Consider the following 19,469-nt stretch of genomic DNA (forward strand, 5'->3'; position numbering starts at 1 on the left):
TAAACGATGTATAAACTATTAGCCAAAGTAAACAAAGTTTTATTACCAAGTTTCACGAAGCAGCAATTGGATTTGGAGCAAGCCAAAAAATGGCAAAAAGCACTCCTTGCGTGGCGGTATTATGTTACCGCGAGAGCTTTGAGTATCTCAAAAAAAATTTAACTATTCATTTGCGAATTTAATAGTATTAGCTATATTTGCACTCACAAAAAAGGCCACGTGGCGCAACTGAATAGCGCACTTGATTACGGCTCAAGAGGTTGCTGGTTTGAATCCAGCCGCGGTCACTAAATAAATCCTTAAATATACTTTTAATCAGTAGTTTAAGGATTTATTAATTTAATATTTGTACGATTTTTGTATTGCTAATATTAAAAACGTTGTTTTTTTGTCAATAATTATGTTTCATTTTTACTTTATAAACCACCAAAGTAACAACGCTAAAATGCCTACTCTAGCAATTAAATCATAAACAGAAAATTTTAACTCAAATTCGTAATGATATTCACTATCGTAATAGTTTTGAAAAACTTAATTATTGCTTTTGTCATAAGTTTGAAATGGTCTTATTAAATACCTAAAACAATCATTGGGTCAATGTCTAATTTTTGGCTTATATCTCTTGCTGTTTTTAAAGGTGGTTCACTTTTGCCGGTTAGATACTCGCTAACTCTTGACGTGCTAACTCCTAATAGTTCCGAAAGTCGTTTTTGGTTTAAACCTCGCTCATACATTCTTAACTTCATTGTTTCAACAAGCGTAGGTTTTTTTATTGGGTAATGATTTTCTTCAAAATTTGCCACAAGTTCAGATAGTATATTTAGCTCAATATATCCTTGTGCATCTTGGTTTTCGATATTTTCAGAGTTTTGTATAAGAATTTCAATTCGTTCTACAATTGCGTTGTATTCTTTTTCTGTTTGTATCATAGCTAAATGTTTTTAATGTCTTTTATTTTTTCGTATTCCGAGTGTGTTCCAAGAAACCGTATGTACACTTTTTTTGCGTTAAATGAAATGATAGCAACTAATCTATAAATATTGCCTTTTATGTTAAAAAAAAAACGATGGTTACCAACAAAATCAACGGTATTAAAATCGTTTCTAATATCGTTTAACGAGTTCCATTCTTTTGATGTTACTGTATAGTACTTAAGACTTAAAGGGCTTTCAGCATCATTATATTTTTCTGAAAACTCTTTTATTCTTTTGAAACTAACTATTCGCATACTTATTTATTTACACAAAAATATTACTAATTATTGAAAAACAAAATATAATTACAAAAAACAAAACAATTTACATTTTTAGCTTTCTCTCTATTTAAAAAACAGTTTCCAAATACTCGAACCAATTTTTCGTTGCATACCGTTTTTGGTGGTTGGTATGCCTGTTGTTCTTGCAAATCGTTGTTTTGCTTGTGTTATACCTAACAATCTATTTAATGAAAATGAAAATCCAAATTTGCCCATAACTATTTTCTTTAAGCACTATGCAAAAATGCTTCGGCTGGAATACCAAAATAATTTTTAAGTTTTTGAGCCATTTTTAAAGTAATTTCACGTTTGCCCGATAATATTGCAGAAACGTGTCCTTTGCTTCCTATGATTGGTTCTAAATCTTTATTTTTCATACCCATTTCTTGCATTTTAATTTTGATAACTTCCAAAACATCAAGTTCAGGCATAGGGTAATGTCTATCGTCATAATCTTTAACTAAAATAGTCAACAAGTCCAATTCATCAAATTCGGGTGTATTGGGTTCAGCGTGGAAAATTTCCATAAGTCGCAAAGATGCTTTGTTATAATCTTCTTCGGTTTTTAATACTTTCCAGTTCATAATTTATTTTTTTATAAAATTGAGTATATTGGTATCAAAAGCAATTGTTTCAACATTGATTCTATCATATTCTTTATGCGTTCCAAACCATATTAAATAACACGTTTGTTGTAGAAAGTTAATTGAAACAACTAATCTAAAATCGTTACCTTTAATATTAAATACAACTCTGTTGTTATTTACAATACTTGCATTTCCATAAACTTTTTTTAGTTCGTTGAAATTGCTAAAAGCCAATTCTGAAAACTCATTGTGCCAAATGTTTATTTGCTTTTCTGCAATTGGATATTTGTCTATGTAATAATGTAATGTTTTCTTAACAAGGACTTTCATTTGTCAAAGATAAAATAAAGTTTTCAATTTGCAAACTTTAGTGTAATATTATTAACTTTTTTCAACTATTTCAATCTACTCACGCTTTTTTATTATTTTTTTGGTGTTCGTGAATAAAAATCGTTACACATCATTTTTAAAACTACGATTCTTCCACGATTTTTATTTCTTCTTTACTCAAGCCATACAACTCATAAACCATCGTATCAATGGCTTTGTCGGTGGTTTTTATTTGGTTTTTTATGGTGTTTAGTTTTGTGGCTTCGGTGGTAAAATAGTCTTCCCACTCGGCTTTTTGCGATAATGATAATTTTACTTTTTGTTTTTCGAGTTCTTTTACAAAATCATTATATGGCAACAAATACCAATCTTGTAGTTTTTTTGGCAACGTTTCTAACTGAAATTCTCTTTGCAAGTTTCTCTGAAACTTTTGCGATTGTTCCTGTAACTCTTTGTTTAATGATAACATTAAATCAGCTTTTTCTATGAATGGTTGTTGTTTTTCTTTAGAAATATCTTTTACAGGTATATTTTTAAGTTCATTCACTTTTATTTTAGGGAATAAATCATCTTCTTCGGAATAAAATTTTCTGAAATAAAAACCATATAATTTACTGTTTAACAAACATTGATAAAATTCTAAACTTTCTTCTTCTTTATTTCTGTAATTTGTACAGACGTATAATGATTGGTCGGCAAAATATTTTTCTTTATCTAAATAAGCAAATAGATAATCACTTATAACTTGTCTAACTAAAATTTTAGGTTGTTCAAAATAATGTGAGCTTTTCGGGGACATTAACCAACTTCCCCAATTAATATAACTTTCTTCCCATTTTAAACTATAACGGTTAACTCCTTTTCCTTTTATTTCGTTTTTAAATAATTGATTTTCATTTGTATTTGAATGATAAATTCTATTTTTTACATCTTCATCTTTCAAAGGTTCTCCGTTTTGATTTATTCCATAACCAACCTGATATGGCTTAAATCCATTGGAAATGTCTAATTTATCACTTAACTTAAATTCACTTAAATTGATTTTTTTAAGGATTTTGTCAATAGTATTATCCGATGCAAAAGAGATGAGATAATCATTATTTGATTTCCATTCATTTTGTTTGAATTCATATAATAAATCTAAATCCTGACCAACCAAAGCAACATTATCAATTGTAGGGTTGATTTTTGAAATTACTATTGCCGTTTCAACATTTGCATCTTCAAAGATTATCTTTTTATTGAAATTTATTAGTTTTTCTATTTTGGTTTCGTCAATCAATAATTCTCTTAATTTCTTTGCATATTTATTAGATAACCAAGCGTTTGGAATAATAAAACCTAAATATCCATTTTCTTTAATTAATGTTTTTATTGCTTTTTCTGTGAAAATATAATAAACCTCTGAATGTCCAATAACAGTTGAATATACATCTCTAAAATATTTTACATCAGTTGATTTTAAAGTAGCTCCATAAGGCGGATTTCCAATAATAACATCAAAACCACCTTTGTCAAATATTTTAGGAAACGCCGTTTGCCAGTTAAAGGCTTTTTCTCCAGCAATGACAACATCACTTATAAGTGAGTTTCCGCATTTAATATTATTGTTAAGGTCGTTTAATTTTCGGTTGGGTTGTGCGGTGCGTAACCATAACGATAGTTTGGCAATTTCTACACTTTCTTCATTCAAATCAACACCAAAAAGGTTGTTTTCTAAAATACTTTTTTCTACATTAGGAAATACAAAACCTCCGCCTGTTATTTTGGTTTCTAATTCGTCTATATATTGATGTTCTTGTATTAAAAAATCTAACGCTTGGTTCAAAAATGCACCACTACCACACGCTGGGTCGCAAATGGTAATTTGTAATAGCCAGTTTCTATACGTTGTTAGTTTTTCTAATAATGGTTGTTTGGTTACTTTGGTTCGTTTTTTATCGGTAAAATAGTCTTCTTCAATTATTTTGATTTCGGCTTTTTTATCAATGCAAAGTTTACCAATAGTGTTGTCAACAATGTATTTAGTAATGTATTTGGGTGTGTAAAAAACACCGTCTTTTTTTCTTTTGGTGGTTGCTTTGTCAATTATTCCACCCTCAAGTTGTGCTTTTATCTCGTCTAATTCATTCAAAGAATTTTCAAAAATATGACCGAGAATGTTTACATCAACCTCACTTGCAAAATCATAATCGGATAGTTTAGCGGTATGTATAAACAATAATTCGTCATCGATGACAATGTTATCTAAAACGGCATCGGGTTTAAAAAGTCCACCGTTATAGGCAAAAACATCATATCGTTTGCCTTTAAATCCTGTGTTGAGGTATTCAAAATATTTTTTGAAACGGCTGTATAACGGTACAACCTCATCACGTTCTTGTAAATCTCGCCAATCATTCAATATTAATCGCACCGAGTTTGGCGGTAACAATTGTCTATCTTCGGCAAAGAATAAAAACAAAAATCTATCTAATAATTTTTGTGATTTTTTGAATAATTCCAACGCATCAAAACCAGGATTTTGTTTTACTAAATCTTGGTGCAATTGGCTTTTAAATTGTGAGTAATCAGTATATAATGCTTTGGTAATATCTTTTTCTTTGCTTAAAGATTGTTCTTTTAGCTTCTTTGGAATATCATTAGCAATGTTATCATAAGCCAAACACAAATAGAGTAATTCAAATTCTTTTTCTGTTAAATTGAAAAGATTAAACTCTAAATGTTCGGTTGCGTTATCAATATAAAATCGCAACTTTTCAAAATTTGAAGTGATTACATAAACGCAATCGGGTTGGTTATTTTTATATCCAAATGCCTGTACTTCTATTTTGTTTAAATCGGTTGTGTTTGTTCCTTTTAGCTCGATTACGGCTTTAACTTTATCATTTATGAGTATTGCACCATCGGCTTTTTTGCTGTCTTTTACGTTCTTGTATTCTGTTGTTAGCGTAAAATTTGGGGTTGGGTTTTTGGTATATCCCAAAACGTTTACAAACAAATCTATCAAAAACTCGCCTTGGTATTGTTCTTCTTTACTACTGCGGATATTTTCTTGAATAGCTGGATTGTGAAAATGAGTTGCAAAAACATTCCATTGAGAAACCAATTTGGTTTTATCTTGACTTTGTAATTGTTTGGTAACAACTGAATTTTGGAATAATGGCATAAACGAAAATTTGTTTTTGAAAGTGCCAAGATAAGAAAAACGTTAATTTTATTTAGTGGTTTGTCAAATCAATTGCATTTTCTAAAATTGCCGATAGTTGAAGTTTTATATGCTGTAATCCAGACGCGGTCACCAAATAAAAAACCGCCTCAATTTTGTTTTGAGACGGCTTCATTATTTATATAAACTATAATTTACTGATGTAACTTCCATACAAATCTTTAAACTGGTGCCCAGTATCTACTCTATCTTTACTTAATTTATCATATTCTACCAAACCCCAAAGTACAAATTCTTTCAAGAAATATTTATCTTCGTGGGCAATTGTAGGTTGGTATTTTTGGAGTAAATCCTCTAACGGCATTACCGCGTCAAGTTGTTTTTTATATTCAGCATCGGTAGCATCGTCTAAAAGTTCAAAACCTGTTTCGGTAAAAAACCATTCGAGGATTTTAGCATAAGGACTGCTGTCTAAATCTTTTTCAAGTTTTTCAATCTTCGGAAAATAGGCTGGAAAATAAGTATGAATGGCATCACTTATTAAATGTTGTGCCACCACAGCTGCGCCTTCTTGTTCGCCTTCATAAACCAATTCTACTTTTCCCGTTAAAGCGGGAATAATTCCCATAAAATCGGATAAGCGGACAGTGGTTTTTTCTATCCCCGATTTTAAAGCCCTGCGTTCGGCGGTGCTTATTAAATTTTCATAAGCTGTAATCGTCATCCGAGCACTAACGCCGCTTTTATTGTCAATATATTCGCTTTCTCTCGCTTCAAAAGCTATTTGTTCCAATAAATCTTTCGCCAACGAAGGAACATAAACACTTTCTGATTGTTGTTTGTTGAGCTTCGCTTCTTGTTCCGTAATTGTTCTTGCAATGGCTACCGTTTCTGGATAATGGGTCAATATTTGCGAACCAATCCTATCTTTTAATGGCGTAACAATGCTACCGCGATTGGTATAATCTTCAGGGTTGGCTGTAAAAACAAATTGCATGTCGAGGGGCATTCGCAACTTGAAACCTCGTATTTGGATATCGCCTTCTTGTAAAATATTAAACAATGCCACTTGAATTCGGGCTTGTAAATCGGGTAATTCATTGATTACAAATATGCAACGGTTGGCTCTTGGAATCATTCCAAAATGAATTACACGATCATCTGCGTAAGACAATTTTAAATTTGCGGCTTTAATGGGATCAATATCTCCAATTAAATCGGCAACTGTAACATCGGGCGTTGCTAGTTTTTCTGAAAAACGGTCGCTTCGGTGAATCCATGAAATAGGTGTGTCGTTTCCTTTTTCTGCAATCAAATCTTTGGCAAATCGTGAAATAGGATTTAATGGATCGTCGTTTATTTCTGAACCAGAAACTATTGGCATGTATTCGTCTAAAAGTTCAATCATTTTTCGAGCAAGTCTCGTTTTTGCTTGTCCGCGAAGTCCGAGTAAATTAATGTTATGTCGTGATAAAATAGCGCGCTCTAGTTCGGGAACCACCGTGTTTTCAAATCCGTGAATACCTTCAAAAACGGGTTTCCCCGATTTTATTTTTTCACGCAAATTATCTCTCAATTCATCTTTAATACTTCTGGAAACGTATCCTGATGCTTTTAATTCGCCTAGTGTGTTTATATTATTCATTGCTTTTCTTATGTTGTTTTATAATTGATATTTATCTTGTACTAAAGTTTGCGTTAGAGATTGCAGTGGAAATCCTTTTTATTGTTTTAGAAAAAGCATCTCGAGGACGCTCGATGTGACAAAACAATAAAAAGATTGGAACGAAAAGCCCGACCCAAAGGGAAACGCCCAAAAACTATTTAATTTTCTTTTTTCTATTGGTTTCATAATCTTCAAAAATCATTTCACCCAGTCCTTTCAGACCCGTATAAAAAGCTTTTCCCTGATTGGCTTCCGTAAAACGGTTTACAAATTGTTGCAAATAAGGATCGTTGGCAATCATGAATGTAGTAATCGGAATGTGCAATTTCCTGGCCTGGGCGGCCTGATTGTAGCATTGTTCAACAATGTAATCGTCCAGTCCATTGGAGTTCATGTAATATTCGCCGTTTTTTTCACGAATGCAACTTGGTTTTCCATCGGTAATCATAAAAATTTGCTTGTTGGTATTGCGTTTTCTTCGCAGCATATCCATGGCTAGCTGCAATCCCGCAACGGTGTTGGTATGATACGGACCAACTTTTAAATACGGTAAATCTTTTATGGCAATTGGCCAAGCATCATTTCCAAAAACTAGAATATCAATAGTGTCTTTTGGATAACGCGTGGTTATTAATTCTGCCAGTGCCATCGCTACTTTTTTGGCAGGCGTTATGCGGTCTTCACCATACAAAATCATGCTGTGACTGATGTCTATCATTAAAACAGTACTCATTTGGGCTTTGAATAGCGCATCTTCTACCACCAGATCATTTTCGGTAAGCATAAACTCATCGGTACCATTGTTAATTTGGGCATTTCGCAAACTTTCGGTAAGTGAAATACTTTCTAAACTATCGCCAAAATGGTAGTTTCTAAATTCACCCGTTTGCTCATCGCCAGCACCAGAATACTTGGTTTTATGATTTCCTGTCCCCGATTTTTTGAGGTTACCAAAAATTTGATCTAATGCTTGCTGCCGTATGGCGCGTTCTGTTTTTGCTGTTATTTCAGTTCCCGAAGTTCCATCGTCTTTAAGTTCCTCGCGGATGTAACCTTTTTTCTTTAAATCTTCAATAAAATCATCGATGGTGTAACTAGAGTCCGTAAGTTTATATTCTACATCCAACTGTCGCAACCAATCGATAGCTTCCTCAAAATCGCCCGAAGTATGTGTGATTAATTCTTTAAAAATTTCAAATAATTTGTCAAATGGCGCTTGATAGGGTGCTTCATATTTTTTGAATAAAAAACCTTTTTTTATATTTTTTTCCATAGGTTATAAAATTAATACATAAACTGTTAAAGTGAGCTGCAACGATTATTAATTTTGAGTTAAAGTAATTCCTTAAAATGTTTAGATTTACACTTCAAAAAAAAAGCTATGTTGTTCGACTACTTACTAAATCAGAAATTTGAAGACGTCTTCTTTCTCGAAGCCCATATTAAATACAAGGAATATGAAAACTGCAGCTTTCACAACTGCAATTTTACAGCTTGTATTTTCCAAACCGTGAGTTTCGTGGATTGCAATTTTTTTGATTGTAATTTTAAGGATACCAAAATCAATTATGTATCCTTACGCGGCGTTCAGTTTACCAAATGTGATTTTACTGCGGTTAATTTTGCGATGACTGATCAAGTAATTTTTGAGTTTAACTTCAAAGATTGCTTGTTGGATTATGCCAAATTTTATGCGCTGAAATTAAAGAAAATGCAGTTCATCAATTGCAGTATGATTTCGGTAGATTTTATGGCAAGCGATTTAACCGAAGCCGTTTTTGATCATTGCAATCTGCGACGCGCTGTTTTTATAGATACGATTGCCCACAAAACTGATTTTTACACGAGTTATGATTACACCATCGACCCTGAAAAAAACAAAGTCAAGAAAGCTGTTTTTTCTACAGATGGGTTGAAAGGACTTTTGGAAAAATATGATTTGGTGATTAAAACTTAAAAATAAACCGCAGATTATTTCGTAAATACTCGGTTTTCCTGTTCTATTACACGAATAAAAGTAGTTCGTTTAGTTAACTCCTTGAGCTTGGAAGCACCAACATACGTGCAGGTACTTCTTATTCCACCCAAAATATCCAGCAATGTATCATTCACACTTCCTTTAAACGGCACTTGAACAGTCTTTCCTTCGCTGGCGCGATATTCAGCAACGCCGCCAACATGTTTTTTCATGGCCGTTTCTGAACTCATACCATAAAATTGTTTGAACTTTTCGTTGTTGATTTCAATCATATCGCCGCCACTCTCGGTATGCCCGGCTAACATTCCGCCCAGCATCACAAAATCAGAACCTGCGCCAAAAGCTTTAGCCACATCCCCCGGAGTGGAGCATCCGCCATCGCTGATAATGTGTCCGCCAAGTCCGTGAGCAGCATCGGCACATTCAATAATCGCAGAAAGTTGCGGATAACCAACGCCTGTTTTCACTCGGGTTGTACATACCGAACCAGGACCAATGCCGACTTTCACAATATCGGCACCTTCCAAAAGCAATTCTTCCACCATTTCGCCTGTAACAACATTTCCAGCAATAATGACTTTGTTTGGATATTGTTTTCGAGCCTGACGCAGAAAATCTACAAAGTGTTCAGAATAGCCATTGGCAACATCAATGCAAATAAATTTCAGCTGCGGATTGTGCTCAAAAATTTCATCAATCTTTTTGAAATCATTTTTACCTGTTCCTGTGCTTACCGCAATATAATCGCTTATGTCACTGGGAGCAGCTTTGATAAAAGCATTCCATTGCTGCACCGTATAATGTTTATGAATAGCGGTAAATAATTTTTCTTTGGCTAAAGCCAACGCCATTTCGAAAGTGCCCACCGTATCCATATTGGCAGCCATAATGGGAATTCCAGTCCAGCTTAAAGTACTGTGCAGAAACTTAAATTCTCGTTCCAAACTCACTTGCGCTCGGCTGTTTAAAGTAGAGCGTTTTGGACGAATCATTACATCTTTAAATCCCAATTTTATATCGGTTTCAATTCTCATAATTCAAAATTATATGATTTCAAATATATCATTTAGAGGTACATTCGCCCTACTTTTTTAAATAAAATATTGATTAATTTATTAACAACCAAAATGGAATAACTGGCAAGGTCAGATAAAAATTGTGAATGTACTATTTCGAATGTATGAAATTATTTTAAGGTTTTTGTTCCTTTGAAAACAACGATTTCACTAAATAAAATCATATAAAAAAAGTTCCTTAATATTTATAAAAACACCACAAAATACTTTTTGTAAACCATAAATCAATAAATTAGTACAAAAATTTCACAACTACATTAAAATTTAAACCCATGAAAAAAACACTACTTTACATAACGATTCTTTTTTACTGCACAGCCACCACAGCGCAATGCTACTCTACTTTATAGGGCATGCTTTTAAATATTATACGCTTAAAACCGAGGGAACATTATGGATAAAAGGATTTAATACTAATGATTACTTTGGATTAGGCAATACCAACACCATTTCTGAATTTATTCAGTTTGGCACCGATTCCGATTGGACTTCTAACATTGCCCAAGGGGAAACCTTTACCCTTACCATAAAAACCAATGGAACGCTGTGGAGTTGGGGAAGAATCACCGCTGGTGCCGGAGGAGGTTCGGCGGCTCAAACCACCAATGCTCCATACACCCAACCAACGCAATTGGGTACGGATACCGACTGGGCAAAAGTTGTTACTAGTAGCTCACACACTCTAGCCATCAAAACCAACGGTACTTTATGGGTATGGGGAAATAATAAAGATGGTAATTTTGGAATACCCACATTTCCCTTAAATGCAAATAGCTTCGCGCCTCTGCAGATAGGAACAGATACCGACTGGAAAGAAGTTTATGCTTCAAGGTCATCTGCAGGCGTATCCTGTGCCATCAAAATTAACGGTACCTTAACTTGGGGCGGTAATGGTATACGTATCGGATACCAAAACGCTTCGTTAAATGATAGTTACCGCTCTCCGCACCAAATTGGAAACAATACATGGAAAACCGCTGCGGTAGGTGGAGGTACAGGTGTTCCAATGTTTTTTGGCATCAAAAACGACGGCACTCTTTGGGGTTGGGGTACTTCCGGAGCACTTACTGGTGGGTACTATTTTGGAAATGGACAAGCAACATATAGTAGTGAAGTACCTGAACAAATCGGAAACGCGTCTAACTGGGAAAAAATAGTCACGCAATACACCACAATAGGTTTAAAAACCAATGGAACAATTTGGGGTTGGGGTAGAAATGATGGGTATCAGCTAGGATTAGGTACGGGAAACAATAATAACATCTTGTTCCCAACCCAAATTGGCGCAGATACCGATTGGCAAATCATACATTTAGATACTTATCAAGGTGGTGGTGGTGAATTGTTAAGTATTAAAAATGATACTTCCATTTACCATTCCCGGTATTAAAATCCTGCCGGAACTCTTAATTCAGTACCAACTTTATTTAGTGCTACCAGTTGTAATTTAGGTATTAATGAAAATACACAATCTCATTTATTTATGGCATACCCAAACCCTTTTATAGATAAAATCACGTTTATGCTAAATGAAAGTGAAAACAATTTTGAGTTAATGCTATATAACAATCTAGGGCAAGAATTGAAAAAAAAACGTGAATTCTTTTACATACACTTTAGACACTAGTAACCTGCCTTTCGGTGTTTATGTTGTTCTAATAAATTCAAACGAAAAAAAAGGTACTTTAAAAATTTGTAAACACTAAAAATAGCTTGGTAGTTACTAAAAATTAGTGTATAAGTACTACTACCCATGAATGGTCTCCTTATTACCATAATTAGCAATTACCTCGGCTTCAAAAGCAAGCCATTCGCGCCAACGTTTTTCAACATCTATGCCTTTGCCATATTTGCGGGCATAAGTAATGAAAGTTTTGTAATGTCCGGCTTCGCTTTCCATCAGCTCACGATAAAATCCTGATAATTCTTCGTCCTTGATATTTTCTGAAAGCACCTTAAAACGTTCACAGCTTCGGGCTTCAATCATAGCTGAAAAAAGCAAGCGTTCTACCAATCCTGAAACTCTGCTTCCGGTATTACTTCGTTTCATGTACTGCGCCAACTCGTTTACATAATCATCTTTGCGCTCACGACCAAGTTTTAAACCACGCTTTTTTATAATAGTGTGCACTTGTTCAAAATGGTCTAATTCTTCTTTGGCTAAAGCCAGCAAATCGGTAACCAAATCTTCATACTCCGAATTATTGGTTATAATCGTAATGGCGTTGGTAGCTGCTTTTTGTTCGCACCACGCGTGATCGGTTAGAATTTCTTCTATGTTTTTCTCAACGATGTTCACCCATCTTGGGTCTGTTGGCAATTCTAAACGTAATACTCCCATATATCTAGTCTTAAAGTTTGACCCTAGTCGCAGCATAACTCCACGGAACTGTGTAGATTAAAAGTCAAAAGCCGAAACTAGTAAGGAAATAAAACCAATATGGACTTTAAATTCATAAATTTATTCAGGCAGACTGAAATTCTACGAGGATTATTCTTTTTATTAAGTTTAAGTGAAATCCGCTATTATGTATAGTTTTAACTATTTCTGCGACCAATAAAATTCCTTCTAATCTTTTCGACTTTATGACTTTTGACTTTCACCTTCTATATTCAATAAACAAAAATGGCTCTTTCGCTCATCATGTCGTTTACTTCATCTGCCATTTCTTCTAACATTTCATCATTCACAGCATTGGAGATTACTCGGTCAATTAAATCAACTATAGTTTCCATATCACTTTCTACCATGCCTCGGGTTGTAATTGCTGGTGTTCCCACTCGAATTCCTGAAGTCACAAAAGGCGATTTATCATCAAAGGGAACCATATTTTTATTGACTGTAATTTCGGCTTTGCCCAAGGCTATTTCAGCATCTTTACCAGAAATTTCTTTGTTACGCAAGTCTATCAACATCATGTGATTGTCTGTTCCGCCCGAGATAATATGGTAGCCTCGTTTTACGAATGCCGCCGCCATCGCTTTTGCATTTTTTTGGACTTGCATTTGGTACGTGAAAAACTCATCTGATAAGGCTTCTCCAAAAGCAACTGCTTTCGCCGCAATTATATGTTCTAAAGGTCCGCCCTGATTTCCTGGAAAAACCGACATATCTAAAACGTGTGACATCATTCTTATTTCACCTTTTGGAGTTTTCAATCCCCATGGATTTTCAAAATCTTTCCCCATCATGATAATTCCACCACGCGGCCCACGTAAAGTTTTGTGGGTTGTTGTCGTTACGATATGACAATGCGGAATTGGATCGTTCATCAAACCTTTGGCAATCAATCCCGCGGGATGCGAAATATCGGCTAATAAAAGTGCTCCAACGCTATCGGCAATTTCACGAAAACGTTTAAAATCCATATCACGAGAGTATGCCGATGCTCCTGCGATGATCATTTTAGGTTGTTCTTTTAAGGCAATTTCTTGAATGGTGTCATAATTCAACACACCAGTTTCTTTTTCGACGCCATAAAAACTTGGAGAATATAATTTTCCTGAAAAATTTACGGGAGAACCGTGTGTCAAATGGCCACCATGTGATAAATCAAAACCAAGAATTTTGTCGCCCGGTTTTAAACAAGCAGCAAAAACTGCGGTATTTGCTTGGGAACCCGAATGCGGTTGTACGTTTACATAAGCAGCACCAAAAAGTTCTTTGGCTCTGTCGATGGCGATTTGCTCAATAACATCTACCACTTCACAACCACCATAATAGCGTTTGCCTGGATATCCTTCAGCATATTTATTGGTGAGCACCGAACCTGCCGCTTCCATCACTTGGTCGCTCACAAAGTTCTCTGAAGCAATGAGTTCTATTCCGTGAATTTGTCGGTCTTGTTCCTCAAGAATAAGGTCAAAAATTTGTGTGTCGCGTTGCATTTGAATTTATTTCTATTAATTGTGCTCAAAATTACAAAAATGGTTTGGTAAATTAATAGTAAATGATATATTTGATTACTGAATTTTTCAACAAACTTAAACTACTAATTATGCCTTTAGATACCAACAATCCCAGACGAAAATCGTGGCTTACTGTCCCCAAGGACAGCGACTTTCCTATTCAGAATATTCCGTTTGGCGTTTTCTTGACTAAAGAAGATGTCATCACCATTGGAACCCGAATTGGCGATTACGCTATCGATTTGGGAGCGTTACAACAATTGAATTATTTTGATGGAATCGAATTAACCGATGATATGTTCATGCAGGATACTTTGAATGATTTTATATCGGATGGAAAAAAAACCTGGCGATTGGTGCGCAATAGAATTGGTGACATTTTTGACCAAAACAATGCAACACTTCGGGATAACCAAGAACATCGCGATATTATTATTTTCAAAATGGAAGATGTCGAAATGCAACTTCCTGTTTTAATTGGCGATTATACTGATTTTTATTCGAGTAAAGAACACGCAACCAATGTAGGTAAAATGTTTCGTGACCCCGAAAATGCTTTATTGCCCAACTGGCTGCACATTCCAGTAGGTTATCACGGTAGAAGCTCGACTATTGTTCCCTCCGGAATTCCCGTTCACCGTCCGATGGGACAAACATTACCTAACGGAGATAATTTACCCGTTTTTGGAGCCTCACGATTGATAGATTTTGAATTAGAAACTGCTTTTATAACCACTGATGCTAATATCATGGGAGAAAACATCCCCATTAGCGAAGCCGAAGATTATATTTTTGGAATGGTGTTACTAAATGATTGGAGTGCAAGAGATATTCAGAAATGGGAATATGTTCCGTTGGGACCATTTTTAGCCAAAAATTTTGCCTCCTCCATTTCTCCATGGATCGTAACTATGGATGCTTTGGAACCCTTTCGATGCAAAGGACCTGTTCAAGAACCAACACCCTTACCTTATTTACAACAAAAAGGAAAACATACTTTCGATATCAATTTAGAAGTATATATTGAACCCGAAAATGTAGCAGCCTCTTTGGTTTCTAAATCCAATTTTAAATATCTGTATTGGTCTATGTCCCAACAATTGACACATCATACTTCTAACGGATGCCGAATCAATTCTGGAGATATGATGGGTTCCGGAACCATTTCTGGTCCAACTCCCAATAGTTTTGGTTCGATGCTTGAATTAACTTGGGGTGGAAAAAATCCCATTAAAATGAACGATGGAACCGAACGAAAATTCATCAATGATAATGACACAGTTATCATGAAAGGATTTTGTGAAAACAGCTCCGTTCGAATAGGTTTTGGCGAAGTTTCGAGTAAATTATTACCGCCGTTTGTTAGAAAATAACTCTTTTAAATTCCAAACTGCCACACTAAACGCAGTCGAAGTGCCTGATTTAAATTATAAATTAAAATGAAAAATATAGCTTTAACACACATTCACGAAAGTCTGGGAGCAAAAATGGTTCCGTTTGCAGGATATAATATGCCTGTGCAATATGAAGGTGTGAATGCCGAACACGAAACAGTTAGAAATGGTGTAGGTGTTTTTGACGTATCACACATGGGTGAATTTTTATTAACAGGAGAAAATGCATTGACTTTAATTCAAAAAGTAACTTCTAATGATGCTTCGGTGTTGGAAATTGGTCGTGCACAATATTCATGCTTGCCCAATAATGACGGTGGAATAGTTGATGATTTAATCGTATATCGTATCAAAGAAAACCAATATTTATTGGTAGTCAACGCTTCAAACATTGATAAAGACTGGAACTGGATTTCATCACATAATGATTTAGGTGTGGAAATGAAAAACATTTCAGAAGAATATTCTTTGCTTGCCATACAGGGCCCAAAAGCAGTTGAAGCGATGCAATCCTTGACTTCTATAGATTTATCTGCGATAAAATATTATCATTTTGAAGTAGCCGATTTTGCTGGCATTGAACACGTAATTATTTCGGCCACGGGTTACACAGGTTCAGGAGGATTTGAAATTTATTGCAAAAACTCCGATGTTGAGCAAGTTTGGAATAAAATATTTGAAGCCGGAAAACCTTTTGGAATAAAACCTGTCGGACTGGCGGCTCGAGACACATTAAGACTCGAAATGGGATTTTGTTTATATGGCAACGATATTAATGATACCACTTCACCTTTGGAAGCTGGACTGGGTTGGATTACTAAATTTACCAAAAACTTTACCAATTCTGATAACCTGAAAAAACAAAAAGAAACTGGAGTTGCAAAAAAACTCGTTGGTTTTGAAATTATAGAAAAAGGTATTCCGCGTCACGATTACGAAATTGTAGATGCAAACGGGAATAATATCGGAATTGTAACTTCGGGAACTATGGCACCAAGTTTAGGAAAAGGAATCGGAATGGGGTATGTAAAAACCGATTTCTCTACAGTAGACAGCGAAATCTTCATTCAAATTCGCAATAATAAAGTAGCAGCCATAGTGGTAAAATTGCCATTTTATAAAAAGTAAAATCAAAATTTTAAGCTTGCATTAGATACCTGATTTTTGCAGCCGATAAAAACAATACAAAATACATTTTTTAGCAATGGGAAGAGCATTTGAATTTAGAAAAGGAAGAAAAATGAAGCGTTGGTCAGCCATGGCAAAGGCTTTTACCCGAATTGGTAAAGACATTGTAATGGCAGTTAAGGAAGGCGGTCCAAATCCTGACGCTAACTCGCGTTTAAGAGCGGTAATTCAAAATGCAAAATCGGCTAATATGCCGAAAGAAAACGTAGAACGTGCTATCAAAAAAGCATCCGATAAAGACACTGCCAATTACAAGGAAGTGTTGTTTGAAGGTTACGCACCACACGGAATTGCAATTTTAATCGAAACCGCAACCGATAATAATAATAGAACCGTAGCCAACATTAGAAGTTACTTTAACAAATGTAATGGCACCATGGGAACGCAAGGCTCTGTTGAGTTCATGTTTGACCATACCTGTAATTTTCGTATCCCAAATAGTAACGTAGATGTTGAAGAATTAGAATTGGAATTTATCGACTTTGGTGCCGAAGAAATTTTTGCTGATGAAGATGGTATATTAATCTATGCGCCATTCGGAAGTTTTGGAGCAATCCAAAAAGAATTAGAAAATCGAGGCATCGAAATTTTATCGTCGGGCTTTGAAAGAATTCCACAAATTACTAAAGAACTTACAGAAATTCAAGTTGCGGATGTAGAAAAATTATTAGAAAAAATCGAAGAAGATGAAGACGTAATGAATGTGTATCATACCATGTTAGAATAGGTTTCGAAACTTAAATAGTATTAGATTTAAAAAACTTCAGTTATGCTGTGAGTTTTTTTTGTTTCTAATCAAAAATAAATTTGAAACCCTTCGTGTTTTTTTAGCTAACAAACAATATGAATTTCTATAGATCAAACACAAAAAGTATAATTTTATTATTAATGAATTTAAAAGCAATGTTTTTTTGTTAAAATAGTATGCATGCATAATAATTTAAGTATATTTGTTAAGTAGATAGATTTTTATGAAAGATAAAACCATTGATTATATACTTCGAGCTACGTGGCAAGCAGTGGCAAGAATGTATAATGAAGAAGCCTCCAAATTTGATGGCTCAATGGCTGTAGGCTTCGCTCTTTTAAGCATTGACAAAGACGATGGAACGCCATCAACAGCAATAAGCTCAAGAATGGGAATGGAAGCCACAAGTTTAACACGAACTTTAAAAACTTTGGAGGAAAAGGGTTTAATAATAAGAAAGAAAAATCCAAATGATGGAAGAGGTGTACTAATATTTCTCACCGAATTTGGAAAAGAAAAAAGAACACAATCAAAAGAAACAGTTTTAAAGTTTAATGAAACCATTCGCAAAAATATAACAGAAGAAAAGCTTCAAAATTTTGTTGAAGTTGCAGACATTATAAATGATTTGATTGCAGAGAAGAAGATTTTTTAAATTAGATAATAGATGAATCCGAATTTATGAAAAAGTCAATCATCTTTTAGTCTAATATTTCTTCTCTCAAATAAAAAAACATGAAACGAATTATCAAAAAAGTGGCAGTAATCGGATCCGGAATAATGGGTTCTGGCATAGCATGCCATTTTGCCAACATTGGCGTTGAAGTATTGCTTTTGGATATTGTTCCAAATGCATTAAACGAAATAGAAGAAAAGAAAGGCTTGACATTAGAAAGCAAAACTGTTCGTAACAGAATTGTAAACGAACATTTGGGAAATGCTTTAAGAAGTAGTCCAACGCCTATTTACAACCAAAAATTTGCTAGTCGTATAACGACCGGAAATACCACCGACGATATATCCAAAATTGCCAATTACGATTGGATTATCGAAGTGGTAGTAGAACGTTTAGATATCAAAAAATTGGTTTTTGAACAAATCGAGATATACAGAAAACCAAGAACGTTAGTAACTTCAAATACTTCTGGAATTCCCATAAAATTCATGAACGAAGGACGAAGTGACGATTTTCAGAAGCATTTTTGCGGCACGCATTTCTTCAATCCCGCGCGATATTTAAAGTTATTTGAAATCATTCCAGGACCACAAACTTCTGCTGAAGTACTAGATTTCCTGACCAATTACGGATCGCAATTTTTAGGAAAAACATCGGTCGTTGCGAAAGATACTCCAGCGTTTATAGGCAACAGGATTGGAATTTTTGGTATTCAAAGTCTGTTTCATTTGGTTAAAGAAATGGGACTTACTATTGAAGAAGTCGACAAATTAACTGGTCCAGTAATTGGTCGCCCAAAATCGGCCACATTTAGAACTGTTGACGTAGTTGGTCTGGATACTTTGGTTCATGTTGCTAACGGAATTTATGAAAATTGTCCTAACGACGAAGCTCACGAGTTATTTAAACTTCCCGATTTTGTCAGTAAAATGATGGAAAACAAATGGCTGGGAAGCAAAACTGGACAAGGTTTCTACAAAAAAGAAGCTAAAGAAATTTTAACTTTAGATTTAGATACTTTAGAATACAGAGCTGCAAAACGCGCCTCTTTCGCAACTTTAGAATTGACTAAAACCATCGATAAACCAATTGATCGTTTTAAAGTTTTGGTAACCGGAATAGACAAAGCAGGCGAATTTTATAGAAAATCATTGTCGTCACTATTTGCTTACGTTTCGAATAGAGTTCCAGAAATCACAGACGAGTTATATAAAATTGACGATGCTATGAAAGCAGGTTTCGGTTGGGAAAATGGTCCGTTCGAAATTTGGGATGCCATCGGAGTTGAAAAAGGAATCGAATTAATGAAAGCCGAAGGTTATTCGCCCGCGTCTTGGGTTGCCGAAATGCTGGCTTCTGGAACTACAAGTTTTTATACCATAAAAGAAGGCGCAACTTATTGCTATAACATTCCAAACAAATCGCAAACTAAAATTTCTAGTCAAGATAGTTTCATTATCCTGAATAACATCCGAAAAAGCAAAAAAGTATGG

Annotated in this window: 18 protein-coding genes and 1 tRNA gene; 9 read left to right on the forward strand and 10 right to left on the reverse strand. The window is 34.7% G+C overall.

The window, feature by feature from the left end; all coding sequences use genetic code 11:
- Positions 1–6 precede the first annotated feature (6 nt).
- Complete coding sequence (locus tag Q0Q96_RS02735) at positions 7–162, forward strand: SsrA-binding protein (protein WP_293871452.1); 156 nt, start codon at positions 7–9, stop codon at positions 160–162.
- A 51-nt stretch (positions 163–213) separates the two neighbouring features.
- Positions 214–287, forward strand: a tRNA-Arg gene (locus Q0Q96_RS02740).
- 282 nt (positions 288–569) lie between these two features.
- On the opposite strand, the gene Q0Q96_RS02745 is transcribed toward Q0Q96_RS02740, so the two are convergent.
- The 7 genes from Q0Q96_RS02745 to Q0Q96_RS02775 all read right to left on the reverse strand — a co-directional run bounded on the left by Q0Q96_RS02745 (position 570) and on the right by Q0Q96_RS02775 (position 8,280).
- The gene (locus Q0Q96_RS02745) at positions 570–929 is read right to left on the reverse strand and encodes a helix-turn-helix domain-containing protein (RefSeq protein WP_293871453.1); all 360 of its coding nucleotides are present in this window, start codon (positions 927–929) and stop codon (positions 570–572) included.
- Between the two features lie 2 nt (positions 930–931).
- Positions 932–1,228: a type II toxin-antitoxin system HigB family toxin gene (locus Q0Q96_RS02750; RefSeq protein ID WP_293871455.1), complete on the reverse strand. Its 297-nt coding sequence runs from the start codon at positions 1,226–1,228 to the stop codon at positions 932–934.
- Positions 1,229–1,482: 254 nt separating this feature from the next.
- Positions 1,483–1,839, reverse strand: coding sequence for a helix-turn-helix domain-containing protein (locus Q0Q96_RS02755; protein WP_293871457.1), 357 nt, complete (start codon positions 1,837–1,839; stop codon positions 1,483–1,485).
- A gap of 3 nt (positions 1,840–1,842) precedes the next feature.
- Positions 1,843–2,172 carry a type II toxin-antitoxin system HigB family toxin gene (locus Q0Q96_RS02760; RefSeq protein ID WP_293871459.1) on the reverse strand — a complete coding sequence of 110 codons (330 nt, stop codon included), beginning with the start codon at positions 2,170–2,172 and terminating at the stop codon, positions 1,843–1,845.
- A 142-nt stretch (positions 2,173–2,314) separates the two neighbouring features.
- The gene (locus Q0Q96_RS02765) at positions 2,315–5,341 is read right to left on the reverse strand and encodes a TaqI-like C-terminal specificity domain-containing protein (RefSeq protein ID WP_293871460.1); all 3,027 of its coding nucleotides are present in this window, start codon (positions 5,339–5,341) and stop codon (positions 2,315–2,317) included.
- 187 nt (positions 5,342–5,528) lie between these two features.
- Positions 5,529–6,986, reverse strand: a complete 1,458-nt coding sequence (locus tag Q0Q96_RS02770; RefSeq protein ID WP_293871462.1) for a magnesium chelatase — start codon at positions 6,984–6,986, stop codon at positions 5,529–5,531.
- A 175-nt stretch (positions 6,987–7,161) separates the two neighbouring features.
- Positions 7,162–8,280: a VWA domain-containing protein gene (locus Q0Q96_RS02775; protein ID WP_293871463.1), complete on the reverse strand. Its 1,119-nt coding sequence runs from the start codon at positions 8,278–8,280 to the stop codon at positions 7,162–7,164.
- A 108-nt stretch (positions 8,281–8,388) separates the two neighbouring features.
- On the opposite strand from Q0Q96_RS02775, the gene Q0Q96_RS02780 reads away from it, so the two are divergent.
- Positions 8,389–8,964 (forward strand): pentapeptide repeat-containing protein, encoded by a 576-nt coding sequence (locus tag Q0Q96_RS02780; protein ID WP_293871464.1) that lies wholly within the window; start codon positions 8,389–8,391, stop codon positions 8,962–8,964.
- A 14-nt stretch (positions 8,965–8,978) separates the two neighbouring features.
- Here the strand turns inward: Q0Q96_RS02780 and Q0Q96_RS02785 are convergent, their stop codons facing one another.
- Entirely contained in the window at positions 8,979–10,019 is a 1,041-nt protein-coding gene (locus Q0Q96_RS02785) for a GMP reductase (RefSeq protein WP_293871466.1), read from the reverse strand.
- A 373-nt stretch (positions 10,020–10,392) separates the two neighbouring features.
- On the opposite strand from Q0Q96_RS02785, the gene Q0Q96_RS02790 reads away from it, so the two are divergent.
- Entirely contained in the window at positions 10,393–11,451 is a 1,059-nt protein-coding gene (locus tag Q0Q96_RS02790; RefSeq protein WP_293871467.1) for a hypothetical protein, read from the forward strand.
- Between the two features lie 357 nt (positions 11,452–11,808).
- Here the strand turns inward: Q0Q96_RS02790 and Q0Q96_RS02795 are convergent, their stop codons facing one another.
- Complete coding sequence (locus tag Q0Q96_RS02795) at positions 11,809–12,402, reverse strand: tRNA-(ms[2]io[6]A)-hydroxylase (RefSeq protein ID WP_293871469.1); 594 nt, start codon at positions 12,400–12,402, stop codon at positions 11,809–11,811.
- A gap of 272 nt (positions 12,403–12,674) precedes the next feature.
- Entirely contained in the window at positions 12,675–13,949 is a 1,275-nt protein-coding gene (gene glyA, locus Q0Q96_RS02800) for a serine hydroxymethyltransferase (protein ID WP_293871471.1), read from the reverse strand.
- Positions 13,950–14,059: 110 nt separating this feature from the next.
- Between glyA and fahA the strand changes: the two genes are divergently transcribed.
- From fahA to Q0Q96_RS02825, 5 genes are all read left to right on the forward strand, one after another.
- On the forward strand, positions 14,060–15,343 hold the full coding sequence (gene fahA, locus Q0Q96_RS02805) for a fumarylacetoacetase (protein WP_293871472.1): 1,284 nt from the start codon (positions 14,060–14,062) through the stop codon (positions 15,341–15,343).
- Positions 15,344–15,409: 66 nt separating this feature from the next.
- Positions 15,410–16,492: a glycine cleavage system aminomethyltransferase GcvT gene (gcvT, locus tag Q0Q96_RS02810; RefSeq protein ID WP_293871473.1), complete on the forward strand. Its 1,083-nt coding sequence runs from the start codon at positions 15,410–15,412 to the stop codon at positions 16,490–16,492.
- Between the two features lie 76 nt (positions 16,493–16,568).
- Positions 16,569–17,279 (forward strand): YebC/PmpR family DNA-binding transcriptional regulator, encoded by a 711-nt coding sequence (locus Q0Q96_RS02815; RefSeq protein WP_293871475.1) that lies wholly within the window; start codon positions 16,569–16,571, stop codon positions 17,277–17,279.
- A gap of 244 nt (positions 17,280–17,523) precedes the next feature.
- Positions 17,524–17,955 carry a MarR family transcriptional regulator gene (locus Q0Q96_RS02820; RefSeq protein WP_293871477.1) on the forward strand — a complete coding sequence of 144 codons (432 nt, stop codon included), beginning with the start codon at positions 17,524–17,526 and terminating at the stop codon, positions 17,953–17,955.
- 80 nt (positions 17,956–18,035) lie between these two features.
- A partial coding sequence (locus Q0Q96_RS02825) for a 3-hydroxyacyl-CoA dehydrogenase family protein (RefSeq protein ID WP_293871478.1) occupies positions 18,036–19,469 on the forward strand: 1,434 nt, incomplete at its 3' end.

Source organism: Flavobacterium sp. (genome assembly GCF_025352015.1).
GTDB lineage: Bacteria > Bacteroidota > Bacteroidia > Flavobacteriales > Flavobacteriaceae > Flavobacterium.

Excerpts from the sequence above, each read along its gene's own strand:
- Q0Q96_RS02795 (WP_293871469.1), bottom strand. The coding sequence starts at position 12,402 with ATGGGAGTATTACGTTTAGAATTGCCAACAGACCCAAGATGGGTGAAC.
- fahA (WP_293871472.1), top strand. The coding sequence starts at position 14,060 with ATGCCTTTAGATACCAACAATCCCAGACGAAAATCGTGGCTTACTGTC.
- Q0Q96_RS02750 (WP_293871455.1), bottom strand. The coding sequence starts at position 1,228 with ATGCGAATAGTTAGTTTCAAAAGAATAAAAGAGTTTTCAGAAAAATAT.
- Q0Q96_RS02780 (WP_293871464.1), top strand. The coding sequence starts at position 8,389 with ATGTTGTTCGACTACTTACTAAATCAGAAATTTGAAGACGTCTTCTTT.
- Q0Q96_RS02745 (WP_293871453.1), bottom strand. The coding sequence starts at position 929 with ATGATACAAACAGAAAAAGAATACAACGCAATTGTAGAACGAATTGAA.
- glyA (WP_293871471.1), bottom strand. The coding sequence starts at position 13,949 with ATGCAACGCGACACACAAATTTTTGACCTTATTCTTGAGGAACAAGAC.
- Q0Q96_RS02775 (WP_293871463.1), bottom strand. The coding sequence starts at position 8,280 with ATGGAAAAAAATATAAAAAAAGGTTTTTTATTCAAAAAATATGAAGCA.
- Q0Q96_RS02755 (WP_293871457.1), bottom strand. The coding sequence starts at position 1,839 with ATGAACTGGAAAGTATTAAAAACCGAAGAAGATTATAACAAAGCATCT.
- Q0Q96_RS02735 (WP_293871452.1), top strand. The coding sequence starts at position 7 with ATGTATAAACTATTAGCCAAAGTAAACAAAGTTTTATTACCAAGTTTC.
- gcvT (WP_293871473.1), top strand. The coding sequence starts at position 15,410 with ATGAAAAATATAGCTTTAACACACATTCACGAAAGTCTGGGAGCAAAA.
- Q0Q96_RS02760 (WP_293871459.1), bottom strand. The coding sequence starts at position 2,172 with ATGAAAGTCCTTGTTAAGAAAACATTACATTATTACATAGACAAATAT.
- Q0Q96_RS02765 (WP_293871460.1), bottom strand. The coding sequence starts at position 5,341 with ATGCCATTATTCCAAAATTCAGTTGTTACCAAACAATTACAAAGTCAA.
- Q0Q96_RS02790 (WP_293871467.1), top strand. The coding sequence starts at position 10,393 with ATGCTACTCTACTTTATAGGGCATGCTTTTAAATATTATACGCTTAAA.
- Q0Q96_RS02820 (WP_293871477.1), top strand. The coding sequence starts at position 17,524 with ATGAAAGATAAAACCATTGATTATATACTTCGAGCTACGTGGCAAGCA.
- Q0Q96_RS02815 (WP_293871475.1), top strand. The coding sequence starts at position 16,569 with ATGGGAAGAGCATTTGAATTTAGAAAAGGAAGAAAAATGAAGCGTTGG.
- Q0Q96_RS02785 (WP_293871466.1), bottom strand. The coding sequence starts at position 10,019 with ATGAGAATTGAAACCGATATAAAATTGGGATTTAAAGATGTAATGATT.
- Q0Q96_RS02770 (WP_293871462.1), bottom strand. The coding sequence starts at position 6,986 with ATGAATAATATAAACACACTAGGCGAATTAAAAGCATCAGGATACGTT.